Here is a 20441-nt window from a genome sequence, read left to right on the forward strand (position 1 = left end):
CCGCAGAGGGGGCTGCGCCCGGTGGCCGGGAAACCTCAATACCCCGCCGCCTGCCCATCCTTTCGACTCTCAGACGCACCGTAGTAAACGCCGGATTCCGGATCACGCATGATCGCCTGATACCCACCATACGGACCGTCGGCGAACACGATGCGATGCCCCTTGCGCATCAACGCACGCACCGTTTCATACGGGAAGCCGGTTTCCAGATTCACTTCACCACCGTCGGTCATCGCCGTGGCCTGACCTGTCGGTTCAGTCGAGCCCTCGTGCTGGATGCGCGGTGCATCACCGGCTTCCTGCAGGTTCATGCCGAAATCCACCAGGTTCATCACGATCTGCGCGTGGCCCTGCGGCTGCATCGCGCCGCCCATCACGCCGAAGCTGGCATACGGCTTGCCGCCCTTGGTGATGAACGCCGGGATGATCGTCTGGAACGGGCGCTTGCCCGGTGCATAGCCGTTGGGATGGTTCTTCTGCAGCACGAACATCTCGCCACGATCCTGCAGGATGAAGCCCAGCCCCGGCGGCGCCATGCCGCTGCCCATGCCGCGGTAATTGGACTGTATCAACGACACCATCATGCCGTCGGCGTCAGCCACGGTCATGTAGATGGTGTCGCCCTCCTCCAGCTGCTTCGGCGTGCCCGGCTGCACTTCCTTCAGCGCCTTGTCCATCGAGATCAGCGCGCGGCGCTGTGCGGCGTAGTCCTTGGAAATCAGCTTCTGCACCGGCGCCGGCTGGAACGCCATGTCGGCATAGAAGCGCGCGCGATCGGCGAAGGCCAGCTTCTTCGCTTCAACGAACAGGTGCACATGCTCCGGTGAACCGAAGGGAATCTTCGAGAAATCGTAGCCTTCCAGCACGTTGAGGATCTGCAGCGCGGCGATGCCCTGGCTGTTCGGCGGCAGCTCCCACACGTCGTAGCCACGGTAGTTGCTGCTGACCGGTTCGACCCACTCACCGTGGTGGTCGGCCATGTCCTGGTAGCTCAGGAAGCCGCCGTTGGCCTTGAAGTAGTCGCCGATGGTGCGGGCGATATCGCCCTTGTAGAAGGCATCACGACCGCCGTCGGCGATTTTCTGCAGCGTGCTGGCCAGATTCGGGTTCTTCCACATCTCGCCCTTGCGCGGGGCATGGCCGTTGATCGTGAACTGTTCCTTGAAGCCCGGGTACTGCGACAGCTTGGGCACCGAGCGGTCCCAGTAGTAGGCGATCACCTCGGCCACCGGATGGCCCTCGCGGGCGTAGCGGATCGCCGGCGCCAGGTTGTCGGCCATCGGCTTGCGGCCGAAGCGGTCGTGCAGCGCGAACCAGCCATCGACTGCGCCGGGCACGGAGACCGGCAGCGGGCCGGTAGCCGGGATGTCCTTCAGGCCACGGCGCTGGAACTCGGCCAGGGTGAGCGACTTCGGCGAACGGCCCGAACCGTTGTAGCCATAGAGCTTCTGCGTCTTCGGGTCCCAGACGATGGCGAACAGGTCGCCGCCGATGCCGTTGCCGGTGGGCTCCATCAGGCCGAGCGCGGCGTTGGCGGCAATCGCCGCGTCCACCGCCGAGCCACCGCCCTTCATCACGTCCAGCGCGATCTGGGTGGCCAGCGGCTGCGAGGTGGCGGCCATCGCATGCGGGGCGATCACCTCCGAACGGGTGGCAAAGGTGTGGCCGGTGATGCGGTCGGCGGCAGAAGACAGTGCGGGCACAGCGGCCAGTAGAGCAGCGGCCAGCAGGGAACGGGCAAGGCGTCGGGACACGGTCGGGTTCCGATGGAAGGGTGGTCCCTCGATCTTCGCCGCTGCGGCCTTCACGCGGTATCGGGCAGAGGTCATGGACGTTGATCCTGGGATGGGGTGCGGAAGCTCCGCACCCGCCAAGGCGAAAATCCGCCGGATTCCGCGCAAAAGCCGGCCTGAAAGGAGTGAATTGGGGTTCACCGAAACACTTTCAGCGGCAACCATCCTTGTACCGCAAGCGATTGCGCTGGATGCACCGGAAACCGATGGAAAATCCGTTGCGAGGGTTGACAGCGCCGAAACGGCTGTGTTTCTCTCGATCACATGTTGCATCACAACACGCCACCGCGAACCCACATCGAAGCCGCCGACATCGGCGCCGCTTCGCTGCGTTCGATTCTTGTGCTCGTACTTATTACCCAACCAACAGGTGCGGGACGAGCCAGCGTGTAAGCAACAAACACACCGGAACTCTTCAAAAACCCGCACCCGCCCCGGTGCGGGTTTTTTCATTTCAGAACCTGGTTTCAGACGCAACCACCATGCACAACGCCGATCGCACAACCCGGACCTGCACCACCGCGACGCCTCGTGGTGGCTGTGCCTGTGCAACGCGCGGCGCCTCCTCCACCGCTTTCCCCTGACCGGCCGGCACGTCACCTCGACGACCGGCCGTTCTTTTTTCTTCCCACCGCAAGGAACCTCCCCCATGAGCACCAACGACCTGCCCCAGACCAAGATCGCCGTCATCGGCTACGGCAGCCAGGGCCGCGCCCACGCGCTGAACCTGCGTGAATCCGGCTTCGATGTGGTGGTAGGACTGCGTCCGGGCGGCCCGACCGAAGCCAAGGCGCAGGCCGATGGCTTCACCGTGATCGCGCCCGCTGAAGCGGTGAAAGACGCCGACCTGGTCGCCGTGCTGACCCCGGACATGGTGCAGAAGAAGCTCTACAACGACGTGCTGGCGCCGAACATGAAGCAGGGCGCCTGCCTGCTGTTCGCGCATGGCCTGAACGTGCACTACGGCATGATCGAGCCGCGCGCCGACCTGGACGTGGTGCTGGTTGCGCCGAAGGGCCCGGGTGCGCTGGTGCGTCGTGAGTATGAGATCGGGCGCGGCGTACCGTGCATCTGGGCGGTCTACCAGGATGTCAGCGGCAAGGCTGCGCAGCACGCGCAGGCCTATGCGGCCGGCCTCGGCGGCGCTCGCGCCAACCTGATCCAGACCACCTTCAAGGAAGAGACCGAGACCGATCTGTTCGGCGAGCAGGCGGTGCTGTGCGGCGGTGCCTCGGCGCTGGTGCAGGCCGGTTTCGAAACCCTGGTCGAAGCCGGCTACCAGCCGGAGATCGCCTATTACGAAGTGCTGCACGAACTGAAGCTGATCGTGGACCTGTTCTACGAAGGCGGCATCTCGCGCATGCTGGAGTTCATCTCCGAGACCGCGCAGTACGGCGACTACGTCAGCGGCCCGCGGGTGATCGACGCCGGCACCAAGGCACGCATGAAGGAAGTGCTGAAGGACATCCAGGACGGCACCTTCACCAAGAACTGGGTGGCCGAGTACGAAGCGGGCCTGCCGAACTACAACAGGTTCAAGCAGGCCGACCTGGAGCACCCGATCGAAAAGGTAGGCAAGGAACTGCGCGCCAAGATGGTCTGGTTGCAAGGACAGGCCGCGTAACCGCGCGGCCCTCCCCCACCCGCTTTGCAAGGTTCCCCCATGAACTCTTCGACACATCGCAGCGCGCCGCCCAACGGCGCGCGCTGGCTGACCCAGGCGCTGGAGGCCGAAGGCGTCCGCACGCTGTTCGGCTATCCCGGTGGCACCATCATGCCGTTCTACGACGCGCTGGTGGATTCGTCGCTGAAGCACATCCTGGTACGCCATGAGCAGGGCGCGGCGCTGGCCGCCAACGGTTTTGCCCGCGCCAGCAACCAGGTGGGTGTCTGCGTGGCCACCTCCGGCCCGGGCGCCTCCAACCTGGTCACCGGCATTGCCGATGCGATGCTGGATTCGGTACCGATGGTCTGCATCACCGGTCAGGTCGGCACGCCGCTGCTGGGCACCGACGCCTTCCAGGAACTGGATGTGTTCGGCCTGACGATGCCGATCGTCAAGCACAGCTGGCTGGTGCGCAGCGTCGATGACCTGCCGCGCGTGGTCGCCGATGCGTTCCGCATCGCCCGCGAAGGCCGGCCCGGCCCGGTGCTGATCGACCTGCCCAAGGACGTGCAGCTGGCCGATGCCAGTCATCTGCCAGCGCACGTGCCGAGCAGCATCGAGCCGCCGCCTGCGCCGGCCGAAGCGGCTATCGCCGAGGCCATCGCCGCACTGGCAGCCGCCGAAAAGCCGGTGGTCTACGCCGGTGGGGGCATCGCGCTGGGCGACGCGGTGCAGGACCTGCGCGACTTCGTCGAGGCCAGTGCCATCCCCACGGTGATGACCCTGCGTGGGCTGGGCGCACTGCCGGCCAACCACCCGCAGTCGCTGGGCATGCTGGGTATGCACGGTACCCGCGCGGCCAACATGGCGGTGCAGGAAAGCGACCTGCTGCTGGTGCTGGGTGCGCGCTTCGACGACCGTGCCACCGGCAAGCTGGCCGAGTTCGCACCGTTCGCCCGCGTCGTCCACATCGACGCCGACGCCTACGAGATCTCCAAGCTGCGCAGCGCCGACGTCGCCGTGCCCGGCAACGTCGGCCATGCCATCCGCGCCCTGCGTGCGGCCTTCCCCTCCCCCAAGGCCCACCAGGACGCATGGCGCAAGCGCTGTGCACAGCATCGCGATCGTTTCGCTGCGCGTTACGACGCCCCCGGCCAGCATATCTACGCCCCGGCGCTGCTGAAGCGCCTGAGCGAGCTGGCACCGGCCGATGCAGTGATCGCCTGCGATGTCGGCCAGCACCAGATGTGGGTCGCCCAGCACTGCCGTTTCAACCACCCGCGCAATCATCTGACCAGTGGCGCGCTGGGCACCATGGGCTTCGGCCTGCCGGCCGCGATGGGTGCGCAGTTCGCCTGCCCCGAGCGCACCGTGGTGCTGGTCTCCGGCGACGGCAGCTTCATGATGAACGTGCAGGAGCTGGCCACCATCGCGCGTTGCCGCCTGCCGGTGAAGATCGTGCTGCTGGACAACAGTTCGCTGGGCATGGTGCGGCAGTGGCAGGAGCTGTTCTTCGCCGAGCGCTACAGCGAGATCGACCTGTCCGACAACCCGGACTTCGTGGCACTGGCGCAGGTGTTCGGCATCGCCGCCACCCGCATCGACAACCGCGACGACGTGGAAGGCGGCCTTGCCGCACTGCTGGCCGAACCAGGCCCGGCGCTGCTGCACGTGGCCATCGATGCACGCGCCAACGTGTGGCCGCTGGTGCCGCCGAACACCGCCAACAGCACGATGCTGGAAAGCAATCCCGCCCACGCCCGCCAGGAGACCCCCAATGCAATACCGGCTTGACCTGGTGCTGCACCCGGCCGAAGGCGCGCTGCTGCGCGTGATCGGCATGGCCGAACGCCGTGGCTTCGCGCCGCGTGCGATCAGTGGTGCGCCGGTGGCCGCCGACGATGGCCGCTGGCACCTGCAGCTGGTGGTGGATGGCCAGCGTCCGGCGGAAACGCTGTGCCGGCAGATCGAGAAGATCTACGACTGCGTGTCCGTGCAGGTCACCGCCATGGAAGGAGCATCCGTATGAACACCCGTACCGTAGCGACCACGGTGCCGGTACGGAGGCGTCTTCTTCGCCGCCCGTGCCCGCATGCGGCGGTCTTCTGCACTGCGCTGGTGGCCCATGCCGGCCGCTGACACCAGCCAGGAAAGCGATGTCGGCGACGTAAGCGTCGCCGACGTACTGGCGGCGCAGGCCCGACTGCGCCGCTTCCTGCCGCCCACCCCGCTGCACCATGCCGAACGCTTCGGTACCTGGCTGAAGCTGGAGAACCTGCAGCGCACCGGTTCCTACAAGGTACGCGGCGCATTGAATGCGCTGCTGGCCGGCCGCGAGCGCGGCGATACCCGGCCAGTGATCTGCGCCTCGGCCGGCAACCATGCCCAGGGCGTGGCGTGGGCGGCCTACCGCCTGGACGTGCCGGCCATCACCGTGATGCCGCATGGTGCGCCCGCCACCAAGATCGCCGGCGTCGCCCACTGGGGCGCGACCGTGCGCCAGCACGGCACCAGCTATGACGAGGCCTACGCCTTCGCGGTCGAACTGGCACAACGCCACGGCTACCGCTTCCTGTCCGCGTTCGACGATGCCGACGTGATCGCCGGCCAGGGCACGGTCGGCATCGAGCTGGCCGCACACGCGCCGGACGTGGTGATCGTGCCGATCGGCGGCGGCGGGCTGGCCTCCGGCGTTGCGTTGGCACTGAAATCGCAGGGCGTCCGCGTCGTTGGCGCGCAGGTGGAAGGCGTCGATTCGATGGCCCGCGCGATCCACGGTGACGTGCGCGAGATCGCCCCCGTTGCTTCGCTGGCCGACGGCGTGCGGGTGAAGATTCCCGGCTTCCTGACCCGCCGCCTGTGCACCTCGCTGCTGGACGATGTGGTGATCGTGCGCGAAGCCGAACTGCGCGAAACCCTGGTCCGCCTGGCACTGGAAGAGCACATCATCGCCGAGGGCGCCGGTGCGCTGGCGCTGGCCGCCGGCCGCCGCGTCGCCGGCCGCCGCAAGTGTGCGGTGGTCTCCGGCGGCAACATCGATGCCGGCGTCCTCGCCGGCCTGCTCACCGACATCCGCCCGCGCCCGCCACGCAAACCACGGCGACGGCGCAGCGAAACACCGCGTTCGCCCGCCAAGGCCAGCGCCATCGCTTCCCCCACCTCTTCCCCTTCCCCCCTGCAAGCCGTCGCACCCGCTGTCGAGGAGATTTCCCTGTGACCACCATCGAACGAATTACCACCCCGCGCATCCGCATCTTCGACACCACCCTGCGTGACGGCGAGCAGTCCCCCGGCTGCAGCATGAGCCCGCCGCAGAAGCTGGTGATGGCGCGTGCGCTGGACGAACTGGGCGTGGACATCATCGAGACCGGCTTCCCGGCCAGCTCGCAGTCCGACCGCGAGGCGATGGCACTGATCGGCCGCGAACTGCGCCGTCCGAGCCTGACCCTGGCGGTGCTGTCGCGCTGCCTGCAGGCCGACATCGAAACCTCGGCACGTGCGCTGGAGGCCGCTGCCAACCCGCGCCTGCACGTGTTCCTGTCGACCAGCCCGCTGCACCGCGAGCACAAGCTGCGGATGACCCGCGAGCAGGTACTGGAGTCGGTACGCAAGCACGTATCGCTGGCCCGGTCCTATATCGACGATGTCGAATTCTCGGCCGAGGATGCCACCCGCACCGAGCTGGACTACCTGATCGAAGTCGCGCGCGTGGCCATCGCTGCCGGCGCCACCACCATCAACCTGCCCGACACCGTCGGCTTCACCACGCCGGAAGAGATCCGCGCGATGTTCCAGCAGGTCATCGCCGGCGTCGCCGACGTGCCGAATGCCGCCAATGTGATCTTCAGCGCGCACTGCCACAACGATCTGGGCCTGGCCGTGGCCAACTCGCTGGCCGCCATCGAAGGCGGCGCGCGCCAGGTCGAGTGCACCATCAACGGCATCGGCGAGCGCGCCGGCAACTGCTCGCTGGAAGAGATCGCGATGGTGCTGAAGGTGCGCCAGGCCTTCTACGAACAGGACAGCTCGATCAACACCCCGCGCATCGTCGGCACCTCGCAGCTGCTGCAGCGCCTGGTCGGCATGCCGGTACAGCGCAACAAGGCCATCGTCGGTGCCAATGCCTTCGCCCACGAATCGGGCATCCACCAGCACGGCATGCTGCGTCATCGCGGCACCTACGAAATCATGCGTCCGGAAGACGTGGGCTGGGAGGATTCGCAGATGGTGCTGGGCCGCCACAGTGGCCGCGCCGCCGTCGAAGCGCGCCTGCGTGCGCTGGGCTTCTGGCTGGACGAAGACGAACTGAAGCTGGTGTTCGAGCAGTTCAAGGGCCTGTGCGAACAGCAGCGCGTGGTCACCGATGCCGACCTGCAGACGCTGATGCAGGGTGGCTCCAACGCGCAGGGCTATCGCCTGGCGTCGATGACCATCAGCGACGTCGGCAGCCGCGCCAATGCACTGGTCGAACTGTCCGACCCGGACGGCAACCGCGTGGCCGAGACCGCGCAGGGCGATGGCCCGGTCGATGCGCTGTTCGGCGCGCTGTCGGCCGCTACCGGCGTGCAGCTGATGCTGGACAGCTACCACGTGCACAGCGTCGGCATCGGCGCCGATGCGCGCGGCGAAGCCAATCTGAGCGTGCGCCACGAGGGCGTGGAGTACGACGGCACCGGCACCAGCAAGGACATCATCGAAGCCTCCGCGCTGGCCTGGCTGGATGTGGCCAACCGCCTGCTGCGCCAGCGCCAGGCTGCCGCCCACAGCAACACCGACGTTGCCACCCCCGCCACCGCCTGAGGACCCCGCCATGAGCGCCTTCGACACCCCCACCCCGGCCAGCGCCGCTGGCCAGCAGTGGAACGCCCAGGATTATGCGATCGACGCCGGCTTCGTGCCGCTGCTCGGCGGCGCGGTATCGCGCCTGCTCGACCCGCGCGCCGGTGAACGCATCCTCGACCTGGGCTGTGGCGATGGCGTGCTCAGCACTGAGCTGGCGCTCAGCGGCGCGCACATCCACGGCGTGGATGCCTCGCCGGAGCTGGTGATCGCCGCGCGTGCGCGCGGCGTCGATGCGCAGGTGATGGATGGCCACGCGCTGTCGTTCGACAGTGAGTTCGATGCGGTATTCAGCAATGCGTCGCTGCATTGGATGAGCAACCCCGACCGGGTGATGGAAGGTGTGCGCCGCGCCCTGCGCCCGGGCGGCCGCTTCGTTGCCGAGTTCGGCGGCCATGGCAACGTGGCCACGATCATCGCGGCGGTGCAGGCTGCACGCGCGGCCCATGGCCACGGCGCCAGCGCATTCCAGTGGTACTTCCCCACTGCCGATGCCTACGCCGACCGCCTGCGCCAGCATGGCTTCCAGGTGCAGCTGATCGAGTGCACGCCGCGCCCGACTGCACTGCCGACCGGCGTGGCCGGCTGGCTGCGTGTGTTCGCCGCACCGCTGCTGGACGATCTGCCGGCCGAGGCACGCGCCACCGTGCGCGAGGCAGCCACCGCACTGCTGGCCGAGCTGCCGCGCAACGCCAGCGGCCAGCCGCTGGCCGACTACGTGCGGCTGCGGGTGCTTGCCCGTCGCCGCTGACTTGACCGTTCCGTTTTCTTTACTGATGTTCGCTATTTCGTACTTCTGCCAGGCATACGCATGACTTCCGCACCCCGCACCCTGTACGACAAACTGTGGGACGCCCACGTGGTGGTTCCCGAAACCGACAGCGCCCCCGCCGTGCTGTACATCGACCTGCACCTGATCCACGAGGTGACCTCGCCGCAGGCGTTCACCGAACTGCGCGAGCGCGGCCTGTCGCCGCGCCGCCCGGACCGCACCAAGGCGACGATGGACCACTCCACGCCAACCCTGCCGGCTGCCGCCGACGGCACGCTGCCCTACGCCAGCGCTGCGTCCGAAGCGCAGGTCGCCACCCTGGCACGCAACTGCGCCGAGCACGGCATCGAACTGTTCGACATGGCCTCGGACAATCGCGGTATCGTCCACGTGATCGCGCCGGAACAAGGCTTCACCCAGCCCGGCATGACCATCGTCTGCGGCGACAGCCACACCTCCACCCACGGTGCGTTCGGTTCGCTGGCCTTCGGCATCGGCACCAGCGAAGTCGGCCACGTGCTGGCCACACAGTGCCTGCTGCAGCGCAAGGCGAAGACCTTCGCGATCACCGTCGATGGCCCGCTGGCGCCCGGCGTCGGCGCCAAGGACGTGGTCCTGCACATCATCGGCGTGATCGGCGTCAACGGCGGCACCGGCCACGTCATCGAGTTCCGTGGCAGCACCATCGAAGCGATGGACATGGAACAGCGCATGACCCTGTGCAACATGTCGATCGAGGCGGGTGCGCGTGCCGGCATGGTGGCGCCGGACCAGATCACCTTCGACTTCGTCGCTGCTACCCCGCGTGGCCCCAAGGGTGCCGACTTCGATGCGGCCGTCGCACGCTGGCAGCAGCTGCGCAGCGATGACGGCGCGCGTTTCGACAGCGAAGTGCACATCGACGCCGCCGACATCCGCCCGACCCTGACCTGGGGCACCCATCCGGGCACCGCCATCGCGGTGGATGCACCGATCCCCGCCGCCAACGATGCCGCCGCACAGAAGGGTCTGGACTACATGCATTTCCAGGCCGGCAAGGCGCTGGCGGGCACGCCGGTGGACGTGGTGTTCGTCGGTTCGTGCACCAACGGCCGGCTGAGCGACATGCGCGAAGTGGCGCAGGTACTGCGCGGTCGTCGCGTCGCTGACCGGGTGCGCATGCTGGTGGTGCCGGGCTCGGAGATCGTCAAGCGCGAGGCCGAGGCCGAAGGCATCCACGAGATCGTGCGCGCGGCCGGTGCCGAGTGGCGCGAGCCGGGCTGCTCGATGTGCATCGCCATGAACGGCGATCTGGTCGCGCCCGGGCAGCTGGCCGTCAGCACCAGCAACCGCAATTTCGAAGGCCGCCAGGGCCCTGGTTCGCGCACGCTGCTGGCCTCGCCGATGAGCGCGGCGTGGGCCGCGGTGAACGGGCACGTCGCCGATACCCGCGAACTGTTCGCACAGGAGGTGGCGTGATGGCCGGTTTCCGTACCCTGACCTCGGCCAGCGTGGTGCTGCGCCAGACCAACATCGACACCGACCAGATCATTCCGGCGCGGTTCCTGTCCACCACCGAACGCGCCGGCCTGGGCCGCAACGCGTTCAATGACTGGCGCTGGCAGGCCGACGGTTCGCCGGTGGCCGACTTCGCCTTCAACCAGCCGCACAACGCCGGCCGCAGCGTCCTGCTGGCGGGCCGCAACTTCGGCTGCGGCTCGTCGCGCGAGCATGCACCATGGGCACTGACCGATCTGGGCCTGCGTGCCATCGTCAGCAGCGAGATCGCCGACATCTTCCGCGGCAACTCGCTGAAGAACGGCCTGCTGCCGATCGTGCTGGACGAAGCCGACGTGCAGACGCTGATGCAGCGCCCGGACGACGAGCTGACCATCGACGTGGCCGCGCGTGTGCTGCGCACGCCCGATGGGCGCGTCTATTCCTTCCCGCTGGATGGCTTCTCGCAGACCTGCCTGCTGGAAGGCGTCGACCAGTTGGGGTATCTGTTGGGCCGTGTCCCTGAAATCGAACGCTACGAGAGTGAGCATGCACGCTGAAATTGTTGTCCTGCCCGGTGATGGCATCGGCCCGGAAGTGGCCGCCGCGGCAGTCGCCGTCCTGAAGTCTGTCGCCACACGCTTCAACCACACCTTCACCTTCAGCGAGCACGACATCGGTGGCATCGCCATCGACCGCCACGGCGAGCCGCTGCCGGCCTCTGCGTTGACTGCCTGCCAGGCCGCCAACGCGGTGCTGCTGGGTGCGGTCGGCGGCCCGAAGTGGTCCGATCCCAACGCCAAGGTGCGCCCGGAACAGGGCCTGCTGGCGATCCGCAAGGCGCTGGGCCTGTATGCCAACCTGCGCCCGGTGCGTACCCACGAAGCCGCACTGCACGCCTCGCCGATCAAGGCCGAGCTGCTGCAGGGCGTGGACTTCGTCGTGGTACGCGAACTGACCGGTGGCATCTACTTCGGCGACAAGACCCGCGACGCCGACAGCGCCAGCGACCTGTGCCGCTACACCGTGGCCGAGATCGAACGCGTGCTGCGCAGTGCCTTCCGCCTGGCCCGGCAGCGCCGCGGCAAGGTCACCTCGGTGGACAAGGCCAACGTGCTGGAGACCTCGCGCCTGTGGCGTGACGTGGCCGCGCGCATCGGCCGCGAGGAGTTCCCGGATGTAGCGCTGGAGCACCAGCTGGTTGATTCGATGGCGATGCACCTGCTGGCCAAGCCGCGCGAGTACGACGTGATCGTGACCGAGAACATGTTCGGCGACATCCTCACCGATGAGGCATCGATGCTGGCCGGCTCGCTGGGCCTTCTGCCGTCGGCCTCGCTGGGCGAGCCGGGCGCGGTCGGTATCTACGAACCGATCCATGGTTCGGCTCCGGATATCGCTGGCAAGGGCATCGCCAACCCATACGCGACGATCTTCAGCGCCGCGATGCTGCTGCGCCATTCGCTGGGGCTGGAAGCGGAAGCCGCCGCGGTGGAAGCCGCCGTGCACGCCGTGCTGGACGATGGCGTGTTCACCGCCGATCTGGCGGCGAAGGGCCAGGCCGTCAGCACCGCTGCCGCCACCGACGCGGTGCTGGCCAAACTCAACTGATCCGATAGCGCCACGCCATGCGTGGCGCCCCTCCCTTTGGACATTGTGCGCAGCCACCCATGGGGTGGCTCTACTGTAGATCCACGCCATGCGTGGATGCGCCATCCGTGCCAACCAAGGTTGGCACCCACCACCGCAGCAGAGCCACGCCCTGCGTGACTGCGTTACTTGGTGGTGTAACCACCATTGACCAGAATCGTCTGCCCGGTCATCCACCAGCCATCGGTGACCAGGAAACGGATCCACGGCACGATGTCGGCGATGTCGGTCAGGCCGGTACGGGTGAAGGACGACAGTGCCGCAGCCGTCTTGTGGTACGCCTGCGCATCGGCACTCTCGGCCGGATAGAAGAACGGCGTGTCCATCGGACCGGGACCGATCGCCGTCACCGAGATGCCGCGCTCACCGAACTCCTTCGACGCCGCACGGGTGAAGTGCTCGACCGGTGCCTTGGTGCCGGCATAGCTGGAATAGAACGGCGTGAACGCGCCCAGCAGTGAGGTGACCAGGGTGCAGATGCGGCCACCGTCATTGACGTGGCGGCCGGCCTCCTTCAGGAAGAAGAAGGCAGCCTTGGCGTTGACCGCACTCATTTCGTCGTACTCCGCTTCGCTGATTTCCAGCAACGGCTTCTTCAGTACCTTGCCGACCGTGTTGATCGCGATGTCAGGGCGACCGACCGCTGCCACGGCATCGGCGAACAGGCGCTCCATCGCTGCCGCCGACGTCAGGTCACCCTGCAGGGCAACGGCCGTACTGCCGGCGGCCTGCACGGCCGCGACGGTCGCCTCTGCATCGGCCTGGGTGGCGGTGCTGTTGTAGTGGATGACGATGGCTTTGGCGCCCTGGCTGGCGAAGTCGCGGGCCAGCAGGCCGCCCAGGTTCTTGGCGCCACCGGCGATCAGCACGGTCTTGCCCTTGAGGGAATGGTCGGTCATGGCGTTTGTCTCAGGAGGGGGCTGCCCGGGGTGGCAACCCTGCCCTGACGACGATATCGTGCAGAAAATGCGGATAAAGCCCGCCACATTGACTTAACTTTCCAGAGCCAGCGAACAATGGACCGGATCGATCGCTTCCGCATCTTCACCCGGGTGGTGGAGTGCGCCAGCTTCACCCGCGCCGCCGACCAGCTCGGCCTGCCCCGCTCCACCGTCTCGGCGGCCATTGCGGAGCTGGAGCAGCGGCTCGGCACCCGCCTGCTTCAGCGCTCCACCCGTCGCGTTTCCACCACCCACGATGGCGACGTGTTCCATGCGCGCTGCCTGCGTCTGATCGCCGAAGTCGAAGACGCCGAAAGCCTGTTCCGCCAGGACGACGCGCAGCCGATGGGCCTGCTGAAGATCGATGTGCCCAGCCGGATCGGCCGCTGCATCCTCGCCCCGGCCCTGCCCGACTTCTTCGCACGCCATCCGCAGGTTGAAGTGGACCTGGGCATGACCGACCGCGCGGTGAACCTGATCGAAGACGGCTGTGATGCGGTGCTGCGGGTCGGCCAGCTGGGTGACTCCAGCCTGGTGGCCCGCATGCTGGGACAGCTCGACTTCGTCAACGTCGCCGCGCCGGCCTACCTGCGCGAGCACGGTGTTCCGCAGCATCCTGCCGACCTGCAGCAGCACCGCGCGGTGAACTATGCATCGCCGACCACGGCACGGGTGGAACCGTGGGAATGGCAGGACGGTGGCCAGCTTCGCACGCTGCCGATGCCCGGCTGGGTGCGGGTGAACAGCGCCGAGGCCTCGATCGCGTGCTGCGTGGCGGGGCTCGGCCTGCTGCAGATTCCGCGCTACGACGTGCAGGCCGAACTGCAATCTGGTGCGCTGGTGGAAGTGATGCCGCAGCACGTGGCGCAACCGCTGCCGGTGACCCTGTTGCAACCGCATCGGCAGCACCGCGCGCAACGCGTGCAGGTGTTCATCGAATGGCTGCTGCCGGTGCTGCGGAACGGCCTGCAGCTGCAGTAGATCCACGCCATGCGTAGATGCATGCCGCGCAGATCAGTAGATCCACGCCATGCGTGGATGACTGATCCTGGTCCTCCGCAGCCACCCATGGGGTGGCTCTGCAGAAACTACCAACCTTGGTGGAAGTGATGCCACAGCACGTGGCGCAACCGCTGCCGGTGACCCTGTTGCAGCCGCATCGGCAGCACCGCGCGCAACGCGTGCGGGTGTTCATCGAATGGCTGCTGCCGGTGCTGCGGAACGGCCTGCAGCTGCAGTAGATCCACGCCATGCGTGGATGCACGCATCAGTGCCAACCAAGGTTGGCACCTACCAGGGCGAAGACCCGCTGCGGTAAATCCACGCAATGCGTGGATGCGCGCGTCAGTGCCAACCAAGGTTGGCACCTACCAGGGCGAAGACCCGCTGCGGTAGATCCACGCCATGCGTGGATGCGTGCATCAGTGCCAACCAAGGTTGGCACCTACCAGGGCAGTGGCCGCCGAACCCGGGGCATTACGCCCCGGATTCGTCCGGCTTGACCCGGAACCACGCGGCGTACAGCGCCGGCAGGAACACCAGGGTCAGCACGGTGCCCACGATCAGGCCGCCCATGATCGAGATCGCCATCGAGCCATAGAACGCACTGCGCGAGAGCGGAATCATCGCCAGCACGGCCGCCAGCGCGGTCAGCACGATCGGGCGGAAACGGCGCACCGTCGCATCGATGATCGAATGCCAGCGGTCATGCCCGGCATCGATGTCCTGCTGGATCTGGTCGATCAGGATCACCGAGTTGCGCATGATCATGCCGGCCAGTGCAATCGTGCCCAGCAGCGCCACGAAGCCGAACGGTGCGCGGAACAGCAGCAGGAACAGGGTCGCACCGATGATGCCCAGCGGCGCGGTCACCAGCACCATCGCCGCACGCGAGAAGCTGCGCAGCTGCAGCATCAGCAGCGTGGCCACCACCACCAGGAACAGCGGCATGCCGGCCTTGATCGAGTTCTGGCCACGTGCCGAATCCTCCACGGTACCGCCGGTTTCCAGCAGGTAGCCATTCGGCAGTTCGGCACGGATGCCATCCAGCGTCGGCAGGATCTGATGCACCACGTCCAGTGGCTGCATGCCATCACTGATGTCGGCGCGCACGGTCACCGTCGGCAGACGGTTACGGTGCCAGATGATGCCATCCTCGAAGCCGTACTCCATCGTCGCCACCTGCGACAGCGTGATGCTGCCGCCGTTGGCGGTCGGCATCGACAGGCTGGACAGCAGCTCCAGCTGGTTGCGTTCATCGGCCGGCCCGCGCAGCAGCATCTCGATCTGGCGGTTGCCTTCGCGATACACGCTCACCGACTGCCCGGCCAGCGAGCTGGACAGGAACTGGCTGACCTGGGCACTGCTCACACCCAGCGCGCGCGCACGCTCCTGGTCGATCACCAACCGCACCACCTTGCTCGGCTCGCTCCAGTCCAGGTTGACGTTCATCACGTGCGGGTTCTCACGCACCTTGGCCTCGACCTGCCGTGCGATCGCCTGCACCTTCTCGATGTGCTCGCCGGAAATACGCATCTGCACCGGATAGCCGACTGGTGGGCCGTTCTCCAGGCGGGTCACGCGCATCTGCACGTCCGGGAACTTCGGGATCACCTCATGCAGCAGCCAGTCACGGGTGCTTTCGCGCGACTTGATGTCCTTGGCCAGCACCACGAACTGGGCGAAGTTGGTGGCCGGCAGCTGCTGGTCCAGCGGCAGGTAGAAGCGCGGCGAACCGGTGCCCACGTAGGACACGTAGTTGGCGATGCCATCGCGGTTGGACAGCAGCTTCTCCAGCTTCTCGGCCTGGGCCTGGGTCGAGCGCAACGACGCACCCTCGGCCAGCTCGATGTCCACCATCAGTTCCGGCCGGGTCGAATCCGGGAAGAACTGCTGCGGCACGAAGCGGAACATCATCAGCGAGAACACGAACAGGGCGATGGTCGCGGCGATAACCCACCAGCGGTGGCGCAGGCAGCCATCGAGGAAGCGACGGAAGCTGCGATAGAACGGGCGCTGGTACGGATCATGGTCGTGCCCGTGCTGCGGCGGCGCGATCAGGTTGGCCAGCGCCGGATAGCGGTCGGCCCACTGCTGGCGCTTGGCCAGCCAGCGCGCGGACAGGCTGCCCGGCTTCGGCGGCTGCGGATTGAACAGGTCCGGCAGCATCTTGTCGCCCAGGTACGGGATGAACAGCACCGCGGCAATCCACGACACCACCAGTGCGATAGTCACCACCTGGAACAGCGAGCGGGTGTACTCACCCGTGCTCGATGCCGCCGTGGCGATCGGCAGGAAGCCGGCCGCCGTGATCAGCGTACCGGTCAGCATCGGGAACGCGGTCGACTCCCAGGCGAAACTGGCCGCACGCAGGCGGTCGTAGCCCTGCTCCATCTTGGTGGCCATCATCTCCACCGCGATGATCGCATCGTCCACCAGCAGGCCCAGCGCCAGCACCAGCGCGCCCAGCGAGATCTTGTGCAGGCCGATGTCGAAGTAGTGCATGACGAAGAAGGTCATCGCCAGCACCAGCGGGATGGTCACACCTACCACCAGGCCGGTGCGCAGGCCCAGCGAGAAGAAGCTGACCAGCAACACGATCACTACGGCTTCGGTCAGCACCTGCACGAACTCGCCGACCGACTCCTCCACCGACTGCGGCTGATCGGACACCTTGCGCAGCTGCATGCCGGCCGGCAGGGTCTTCTGCAGGCGTTCGAACTCTGCATCGAGGTTGGCGCCGAGCTTGAGGATGTCACCGCCATCCTTCATCGCCACCGCCAGGCCGATGGCCTCTTCGCCCATGAAGCGCATCTTCGGCGACGCCGGGTCGGCGAAGCCGCGCTTGACCTCGGCGATGTCGCCCAGGTGCACGGTGCGGTCACCAGCACGGATCGGGAACTGGCGGATGGCGTCGATGTCGTTGAACTGGCCGGTCACGCGCAGCTGCACGCGGTCGGTGGCGGTCTCGAAGAAGCTGGTGCCGGTGACCGCGTTCTGGTCGGCCAGTGCCTGCTGCACCTGCTGCATCGACACACCCAGCGTGGCCAGGCGGGTGTTGGACAGCTCGATCCACACCTTCTCGTCCTGCAGGCCGACCAGGTCGATCTTGCCGACGTCGGGCACGCGCTGCAGCTCCAGCTGGATACGGTCGGCGTAATCACGCATCACCGCGTAGTCGAAGCCCTTGCCGGTCAACGCATAGATGTTGCCGTAGGTATCGCCGAACTCATCGTTGAAGAACGGACCGACGATTTCACGCGGCAGTGTCGGGCGGATGTCCCCCACACGCTTGCGCACCTGGTACCAGAGGTCGGGGATCTGCTTGGACCGCAGGCTGTCGCGCGCCATGAAGATGATCTGCGACTCGCCCGGCCGAGAATACGAGCGGATGAACTCGTACTCGCCGGTATTCATCAGCGCCTTCTCGAGCGGCTCGGTCACCTGCCGCGAGACCTGTTCGGCGGTAGCGCCCGGCCACAGCGTGCGCACCACCATCGCCTTGAAGGTGAACGGCGGATCCTCGGACTGGCCCAGATGCTTGTACGACCACGCGCCGATCAGCGCGAACGCCAGCATCGCGAACAGCACCAGGGGTCGGTTCGCCAGCGCCCACTCGGAGAGATTGAAGCGGCGCACCGGCTTACTCCTTGGCCTTGGCGGCAGCGGCCGGCGCGGCCGGCTTCAGCACCGGACGGTTCTGCCGGTCCACGGCGATCACCGGCTGACCGGCACGCAGCAGATGGCCACCAGCAGCAACCACCCAGTCACCTGCGCTCACGCCGGACAGCACCGGCACGGTCTCACTGCCAAACGCACCGGTGGTGACCGCTGCAGCCTTCAGCGTGCTGTTGGCCGGGTCGACCAGCCACACGCTGGCGGTACCGTTGGCACCGCGCTGCAGCGCGCCCAGCGGCAGCTGCAGGGTGCCGTGGCGGCCGGCGCTGCTGTAGACGCGTGCGCTCTGGCCCAGTTCGACATCGGCCAGCGCATCGGCGGCCAGGCTGACCCGGGTCGCGTAGGTACGTGCCTGCGGATCGGCGGCGGCGGCGATCTCGCGGATCGTGCCCGGCAGGCGCTGGCCAGGACGGTTCCACAGCTCCACCTCGACCGGCTGGCCCACCGCATAGTCGCGGATGGTGGCCTCGGGCAGGTCGATCAGCACTTCGCGCCCGCCATCGGCGGCCAGGTTGAAGATAGTCTGGCCGGCCGACACCACCTGCCCGGCCTCGGCCTCGCGGCTGGCGATCACGCCGTCGGCCGGTGCGCGCAGCTGGGCGTAATCGGCCTGGTTGCGCAGCACATCGAGGTTGGCGCGGGCGGCGTTGGCCTGGCCCTGCGCGGCCTTGAAGGCGGCGGACTGCTGGTCCAGCTGCGAGCGGCTGACCAGTTGCTGGTCGGCCAGCACCTGGTAGCGCTTGAGGTCATCGCGGGCACGTACCAGATCGGCTTCGGCCGCAGCCAGCTGCGCCTGCGAGGCGCGGGCCTGCAGCGCGAAGTCGGCCACGTCCAGCTCGGCCAGCACATCGCCCTTCTTGACCCGCTGCCCGGCATCGACATGGCGCTTGACCAGGTTGCCACCGACCCGGAACGACAGCGGGCTTTCCTGCCGGGCACGCACCGTGCCCGGGAACGCCGCCGGGGCCTGCCCGGCCTGTTCGCCGGGGTGAACCACCAGCACCGGTACGGCCGCCTGTGGCGCCTGTTCCTGTCCCGAACAGGCTGCCAGCGCAGCCACCCACACCATACCGCCCATCCAGCGCACGATCTTCATCGGTCAACGTCCTGAAAACGCAGGGTTGCAACTAAGGGGGGAGCCGCGACTGCCGGCCCAATTTAATAAACCGGCCGGTATAGTATAAATATCGAACCGCTTGGTCTAGTATTGTCGCGATGAGTTCTCCCACTTCCCGCAAGCCGTCGGCCAAGCCCGCTGCCAAGGCCGCCGGACCCGGGCGTCCCAAGGACCTCGGCAAGCGCGCGGCGATCCTTGAAGCAGCCAAGGCACTGTTCATCGAACAGGGCTATACCGGCGTGAGCATGGACACCATCGCCGCTCAGGCCGGCGTCTCGAAGCTGACTGTGTACAGCCACTTCGGCGACAAGGAGACCCTGTTCTCCGAGGCCGTGCAGTCAAAATGCATTGAAATGCTGCCTGATGCGCTGTTCGTGGCCGACGCGGACGGCCCCCTGCGCGACCAGCTGATCGGCATCGGCCTGGCCTTCTTCGAGCTGATCACCTCCGACGCAGCGATCTCGATCCAGCGCATGATGATGGCGCCGGAGACCGACGAACGCCTGCGCGAGCTGTTCTGGCAGGCCGGCCCGGAACGTACCTGCGAGGCCCTGGCCGATTTCCTGCGCGCGCGCGGCGAACGCGGCGAACTGGACATCCCCGACTATTACCTGGCTGGCCAGCAGTTCCTTACCCTGGTCAAGGGCGAAGTGCACATGCATATGATGTGCGGCATGCCACTGTCACCGGTGGAGTGCGACCCTCTTGCCCATGTGACCGCCAGCATCGACTTCTTCCTGCGCGCCTACGCGCCAAGAGGGGCCGGGACGGCCGGATAACCAAAACTGAACGAACCGGAGGTCGCGATGACTTCCGGCACTGCGACCCCGGCCACCCGGCAGCTGATGCTCTGGGCGCGCCGCCGGCCTCCGGCACCGGTAAAATGGCCGGCCCACTGCGCTGGATTTGAACCTCATGACGATTGATTACGCCCACGCCCGCGAACTGATGGTGGAACAGCAGATCCGTCCCTGGGACGTGCTGGACATCAAGGTGCTCGACGTCCTGGCCCGCCTGCCGCGCGAGGCCTTTGTCGCCGATGCACACCGGGCACTGGCCTATGCCGATGTTGAACTCCCGATCGGCCATGGCCAGAAGATGATGAAGCCGGTCATCGAGGGCCGTACCCTGCAGGCACTGGATCTGCAGCCGGGTGACGAAGTGCTGGAAATCGGCACCGGCAGCGGCTTCCTGGCAGCCTGCATCGGCGCGCTGGCGCGCGACGTGCTGAGCCTGGAGATCGACCCGGAACTGGCCGACGCCGCGCGTGCCCGCCTGGACGCTTCCGGCCTGGGCACCAACGTCCGCGTGGAAGTGGCCGACGCCCTGTCCTGGCAGACCGAACGCCGCTTTGACGTGATCTGTGTCACTGGTGCGGTCGACGTGGTGCCGTCACAGTTCGCCTCGTGGCTGCGTCCGGGTGGTCGCCTGTTCGTGATCCATGGCCGTTCGCCGGCGATGGAGGCCCTGCTGGTCAAGGCCGACGGCAGCACCGAGTCCCTGTTCGAGACCGATATTGATTACCTGCGTGGTGCCGCCCCGGCCCCCCAGTTCCACCTCTGAGTCCAAG

General features: G+C 67.1%; 16 protein-coding genes and 1 pseudogene. 13 read left to right on the plus strand and 4 right to left on the minus strand.

Translation table 11 applies throughout. The features are described from left to right. Positions 1 to 35: 35 nt before the first annotated feature. A complete protein-coding gene (ggt, locus tag N7573_RS15400; RefSeq protein WP_279912264.1) occupies positions 36 to 1829 on the minus strand; it encodes a gamma-glutamyltransferase in 1794 nt (597 codons plus the stop codon). 613 nt (positions 1830 to 2442) lie between these two features. Between ggt and ilvC the strand changes: the two genes are divergently transcribed. The 9 genes from ilvC (at position 2443) to leuB (ending at position 12097) form a co-directional block, all read left to right on the plus strand. Next, positions 2443 to 3417 carry a ketol-acid reductoisomerase gene (gene ilvC, locus N7573_RS15405; RefSeq protein WP_032130453.1) on the plus strand — a complete coding sequence of 325 codons (975 nt, stop codon included), beginning with the start codon at positions 2443 to 2445 and terminating at the stop codon, positions 3415 to 3417. Positions 3418 to 3456: 39 nt separating this feature from the next. Next, positions 3457 to 5193, plus strand: a complete 1737-nt coding sequence (ilvG, locus tag N7573_RS15410; RefSeq protein WP_049462520.1) for an acetolactate synthase 2 catalytic subunit — start codon at positions 3457 to 3459, stop codon at positions 5191 to 5193. Continuing rightward, positions 5177 to 5428: an ACT domain-containing protein gene (locus N7573_RS15415; RefSeq protein WP_087923560.1), complete on the plus strand. Its 252-nt coding sequence runs from the start codon at positions 5177 to 5179 to the stop codon at positions 5426 to 5428. Before ilvG ends, N7573_RS15415 begins: the two co-directional genes overlap by 17 nt. Positions 5429 to 5524: 96 nt before the next feature. Next, on the plus strand, positions 5525 to 6616 hold the full coding sequence (locus N7573_RS15420) for a threonine dehydratase (protein ID WP_049462521.1): 1092 nt from the start codon (positions 5525 to 5527) through the stop codon (positions 6614 to 6616). Then, positions 6613 to 8199 carry a 2-isopropylmalate synthase gene (locus N7573_RS15425; RefSeq protein WP_032130450.1) on the plus strand — a complete coding sequence of 529 codons (1587 nt, stop codon included), beginning with the start codon at positions 6613 to 6615 and terminating at the stop codon, positions 8197 to 8199. The genes N7573_RS15420 and N7573_RS15425 overlap by 4 nt, the downstream gene beginning before the upstream one ends. 10 nt (positions 8200 to 8209) lie before the next feature. Next, positions 8210 to 8989 carry a class I SAM-dependent methyltransferase gene (locus tag N7573_RS15430; RefSeq protein WP_279912265.1) on the plus strand — a complete coding sequence of 260 codons (780 nt, stop codon included), beginning with the start codon at positions 8210 to 8212 and terminating at the stop codon, positions 8987 to 8989. A gap of 60 nt (positions 8990 to 9049) precedes the next feature. Continuing rightward, complete coding sequence (leuC, locus tag N7573_RS15435) at positions 9050 to 10468, plus strand: 3-isopropylmalate dehydratase large subunit (RefSeq protein ID WP_279912266.1); 1419 nt, start codon at positions 9050 to 9052, stop codon at positions 10466 to 10468. Continuing rightward, positions 10468 to 11046: a 3-isopropylmalate dehydratase small subunit gene (leuD, locus tag N7573_RS15440; RefSeq protein ID WP_279912267.1), complete on the plus strand. Its 579-nt coding sequence runs from the start codon at positions 10468 to 10470 to the stop codon at positions 11044 to 11046. Before leuC ends, leuD begins: the two co-directional genes overlap by 1 nt. After that, a complete protein-coding gene (gene leuB, locus N7573_RS15445; RefSeq protein WP_279912268.1) occupies positions 11036 to 12097 on the plus strand; it encodes a 3-isopropylmalate dehydrogenase in 1062 nt (353 codons plus the stop codon). Before leuD ends, leuB begins: the two co-directional genes overlap by 11 nt. Positions 12098 to 12261: 164 nt before the next feature. On the opposite strand, the gene N7573_RS15450 is transcribed toward leuB, so the two are convergent. Then, on the minus strand, positions 12262 to 13035 hold the full coding sequence (locus N7573_RS15450; protein WP_279912269.1) for an SDR family oxidoreductase: 774 nt from the start codon (positions 13033 to 13035) through the stop codon (positions 12262 to 12264). Between the two features lie 117 nt (positions 13036 to 13152). On the opposite strand from N7573_RS15450, the gene N7573_RS15455 reads away from it, so the two are divergent. Then, positions 13153 to 14058: a LysR family transcriptional regulator gene (locus N7573_RS15455; protein WP_279912270.1), complete on the plus strand. Its 906-nt coding sequence runs from the start codon at positions 13153 to 13155 to the stop codon at positions 14056 to 14058. Between the two features lie 116 nt (positions 14059 to 14174). After that, positions 14175 to 14318: pseudogene (locus N7573_RS15460) on the plus strand (LysR family transcriptional regulator); the annotation flags it as partial. A gap of 235 nt (positions 14319 to 14553) precedes the next feature. Here N7573_RS15460 and N7573_RS15465 read toward each other — a convergent pair. Both N7573_RS15465 and N7573_RS15470 read right to left on the minus strand, forming a co-directional pair. Beyond that, on the minus strand, positions 14554 to 17715 hold the full coding sequence (locus N7573_RS15465) for an efflux RND transporter permease subunit (protein ID WP_100437662.1): 3162 nt from the start codon (positions 17713 to 17715) through the stop codon (positions 14554 to 14556). Positions 17716 to 17719: 4 nt separating this feature from the next. Then, positions 17720 to 18850, minus strand: coding sequence for an efflux RND transporter periplasmic adaptor subunit (locus tag N7573_RS15470; RefSeq protein WP_032129094.1), 1131 nt, complete (start codon positions 18848 to 18850; stop codon positions 17720 to 17722). Positions 18851 to 18969: 119 nt separating this feature from the next. Here N7573_RS15470 and N7573_RS15475 point away from each other — a divergent pair, with 119 nt between their 5' ends. Next, positions 18970 to 19650, plus strand: coding sequence for a TetR/AcrR family transcriptional regulator (locus tag N7573_RS15475; RefSeq protein WP_049398377.1), 681 nt, complete (start codon positions 18970 to 18972; stop codon positions 19648 to 19650). A 136-nt stretch (positions 19651 to 19786) separates the two neighbouring features. Next, entirely contained in the window at positions 19787 to 20434 is a 648-nt protein-coding gene (locus N7573_RS15480; RefSeq protein WP_279912271.1) for a protein-L-isoaspartate O-methyltransferase, read from the plus strand. Positions 20435 to 20441 lie beyond the last annotated feature (7 nt).

It is taken from the genome of Stenotrophomonas sp. GD04054, assembly GCF_029836955.1.
In the GTDB taxonomy this organism is placed as follows: domain Bacteria; phylum Pseudomonadota; class Gammaproteobacteria; order Xanthomonadales; family Xanthomonadaceae; genus Stenotrophomonas; species Stenotrophomonas maltophilia_A.

Coding starts and splice junctions, on each gene's coding strand:
- ggt (WP_279912264.1), bottom strand. CDS start 1,829: ATGACCTCTGCCCGATACCGCGTGAAGGCCGCAGCGGCGAAGATCGAG.
- ilvC (WP_032130453.1), top strand. CDS start 2,443: ATGAGCACCAACGACCTGCCCCAGACCAAGATCGCCGTCATCGGCTAC.
- ilvG (WP_049462520.1), top strand. CDS start 3,457: ATGAACTCTTCGACACATCGCAGCGCGCCGCCCAACGGCGCGCGCTGG.
- N7573_RS15415 (WP_087923560.1), top strand. CDS start 5,177: ATGCAATACCGGCTTGACCTGGTGCTGCACCCGGCCGAAGGCGCGCTG.
- N7573_RS15420 (WP_049462521.1), top strand. CDS start 5,525: ATGCCGGCCGCTGACACCAGCCAGGAAAGCGATGTCGGCGACGTAAGC.
- N7573_RS15430 (WP_279912265.1), top strand. CDS start 8,210: ATGAGCGCCTTCGACACCCCCACCCCGGCCAGCGCCGCTGGCCAGCAG.
- leuC (WP_279912266.1), top strand. CDS start 9,050: ATGACTTCCGCACCCCGCACCCTGTACGACAAACTGTGGGACGCCCAC.
- leuD (WP_279912267.1), top strand. CDS start 10,468: ATGGCCGGTTTCCGTACCCTGACCTCGGCCAGCGTGGTGCTGCGCCAG.
- leuB (WP_279912268.1), top strand. CDS start 11,036: ATGCACGCTGAAATTGTTGTCCTGCCCGGTGATGGCATCGGCCCGGAA.
- N7573_RS15450 (WP_279912269.1), bottom strand. CDS start 13,035: ATGACCGACCATTCCCTCAAGGGCAAGACCGTGCTGATCGCCGGTGGC.
- N7573_RS15455 (WP_279912270.1), top strand. CDS start 13,153: ATGGACCGGATCGATCGCTTCCGCATCTTCACCCGGGTGGTGGAGTGC.
- N7573_RS15470 (WP_032129094.1), bottom strand. CDS start 18,850: ATGAAGATCGTGCGCTGGATGGGCGGTATGGTGTGGGTGGCTGCGCTG.
- N7573_RS15475 (WP_049398377.1), top strand. CDS start 18,970: ATGAGTTCTCCCACTTCCCGCAAGCCGTCGGCCAAGCCCGCTGCCAAG.
- N7573_RS15480 (WP_279912271.1), top strand. CDS start 19,787: ATGACGATTGATTACGCCCACGCCCGCGAACTGATGGTGGAACAGCAG.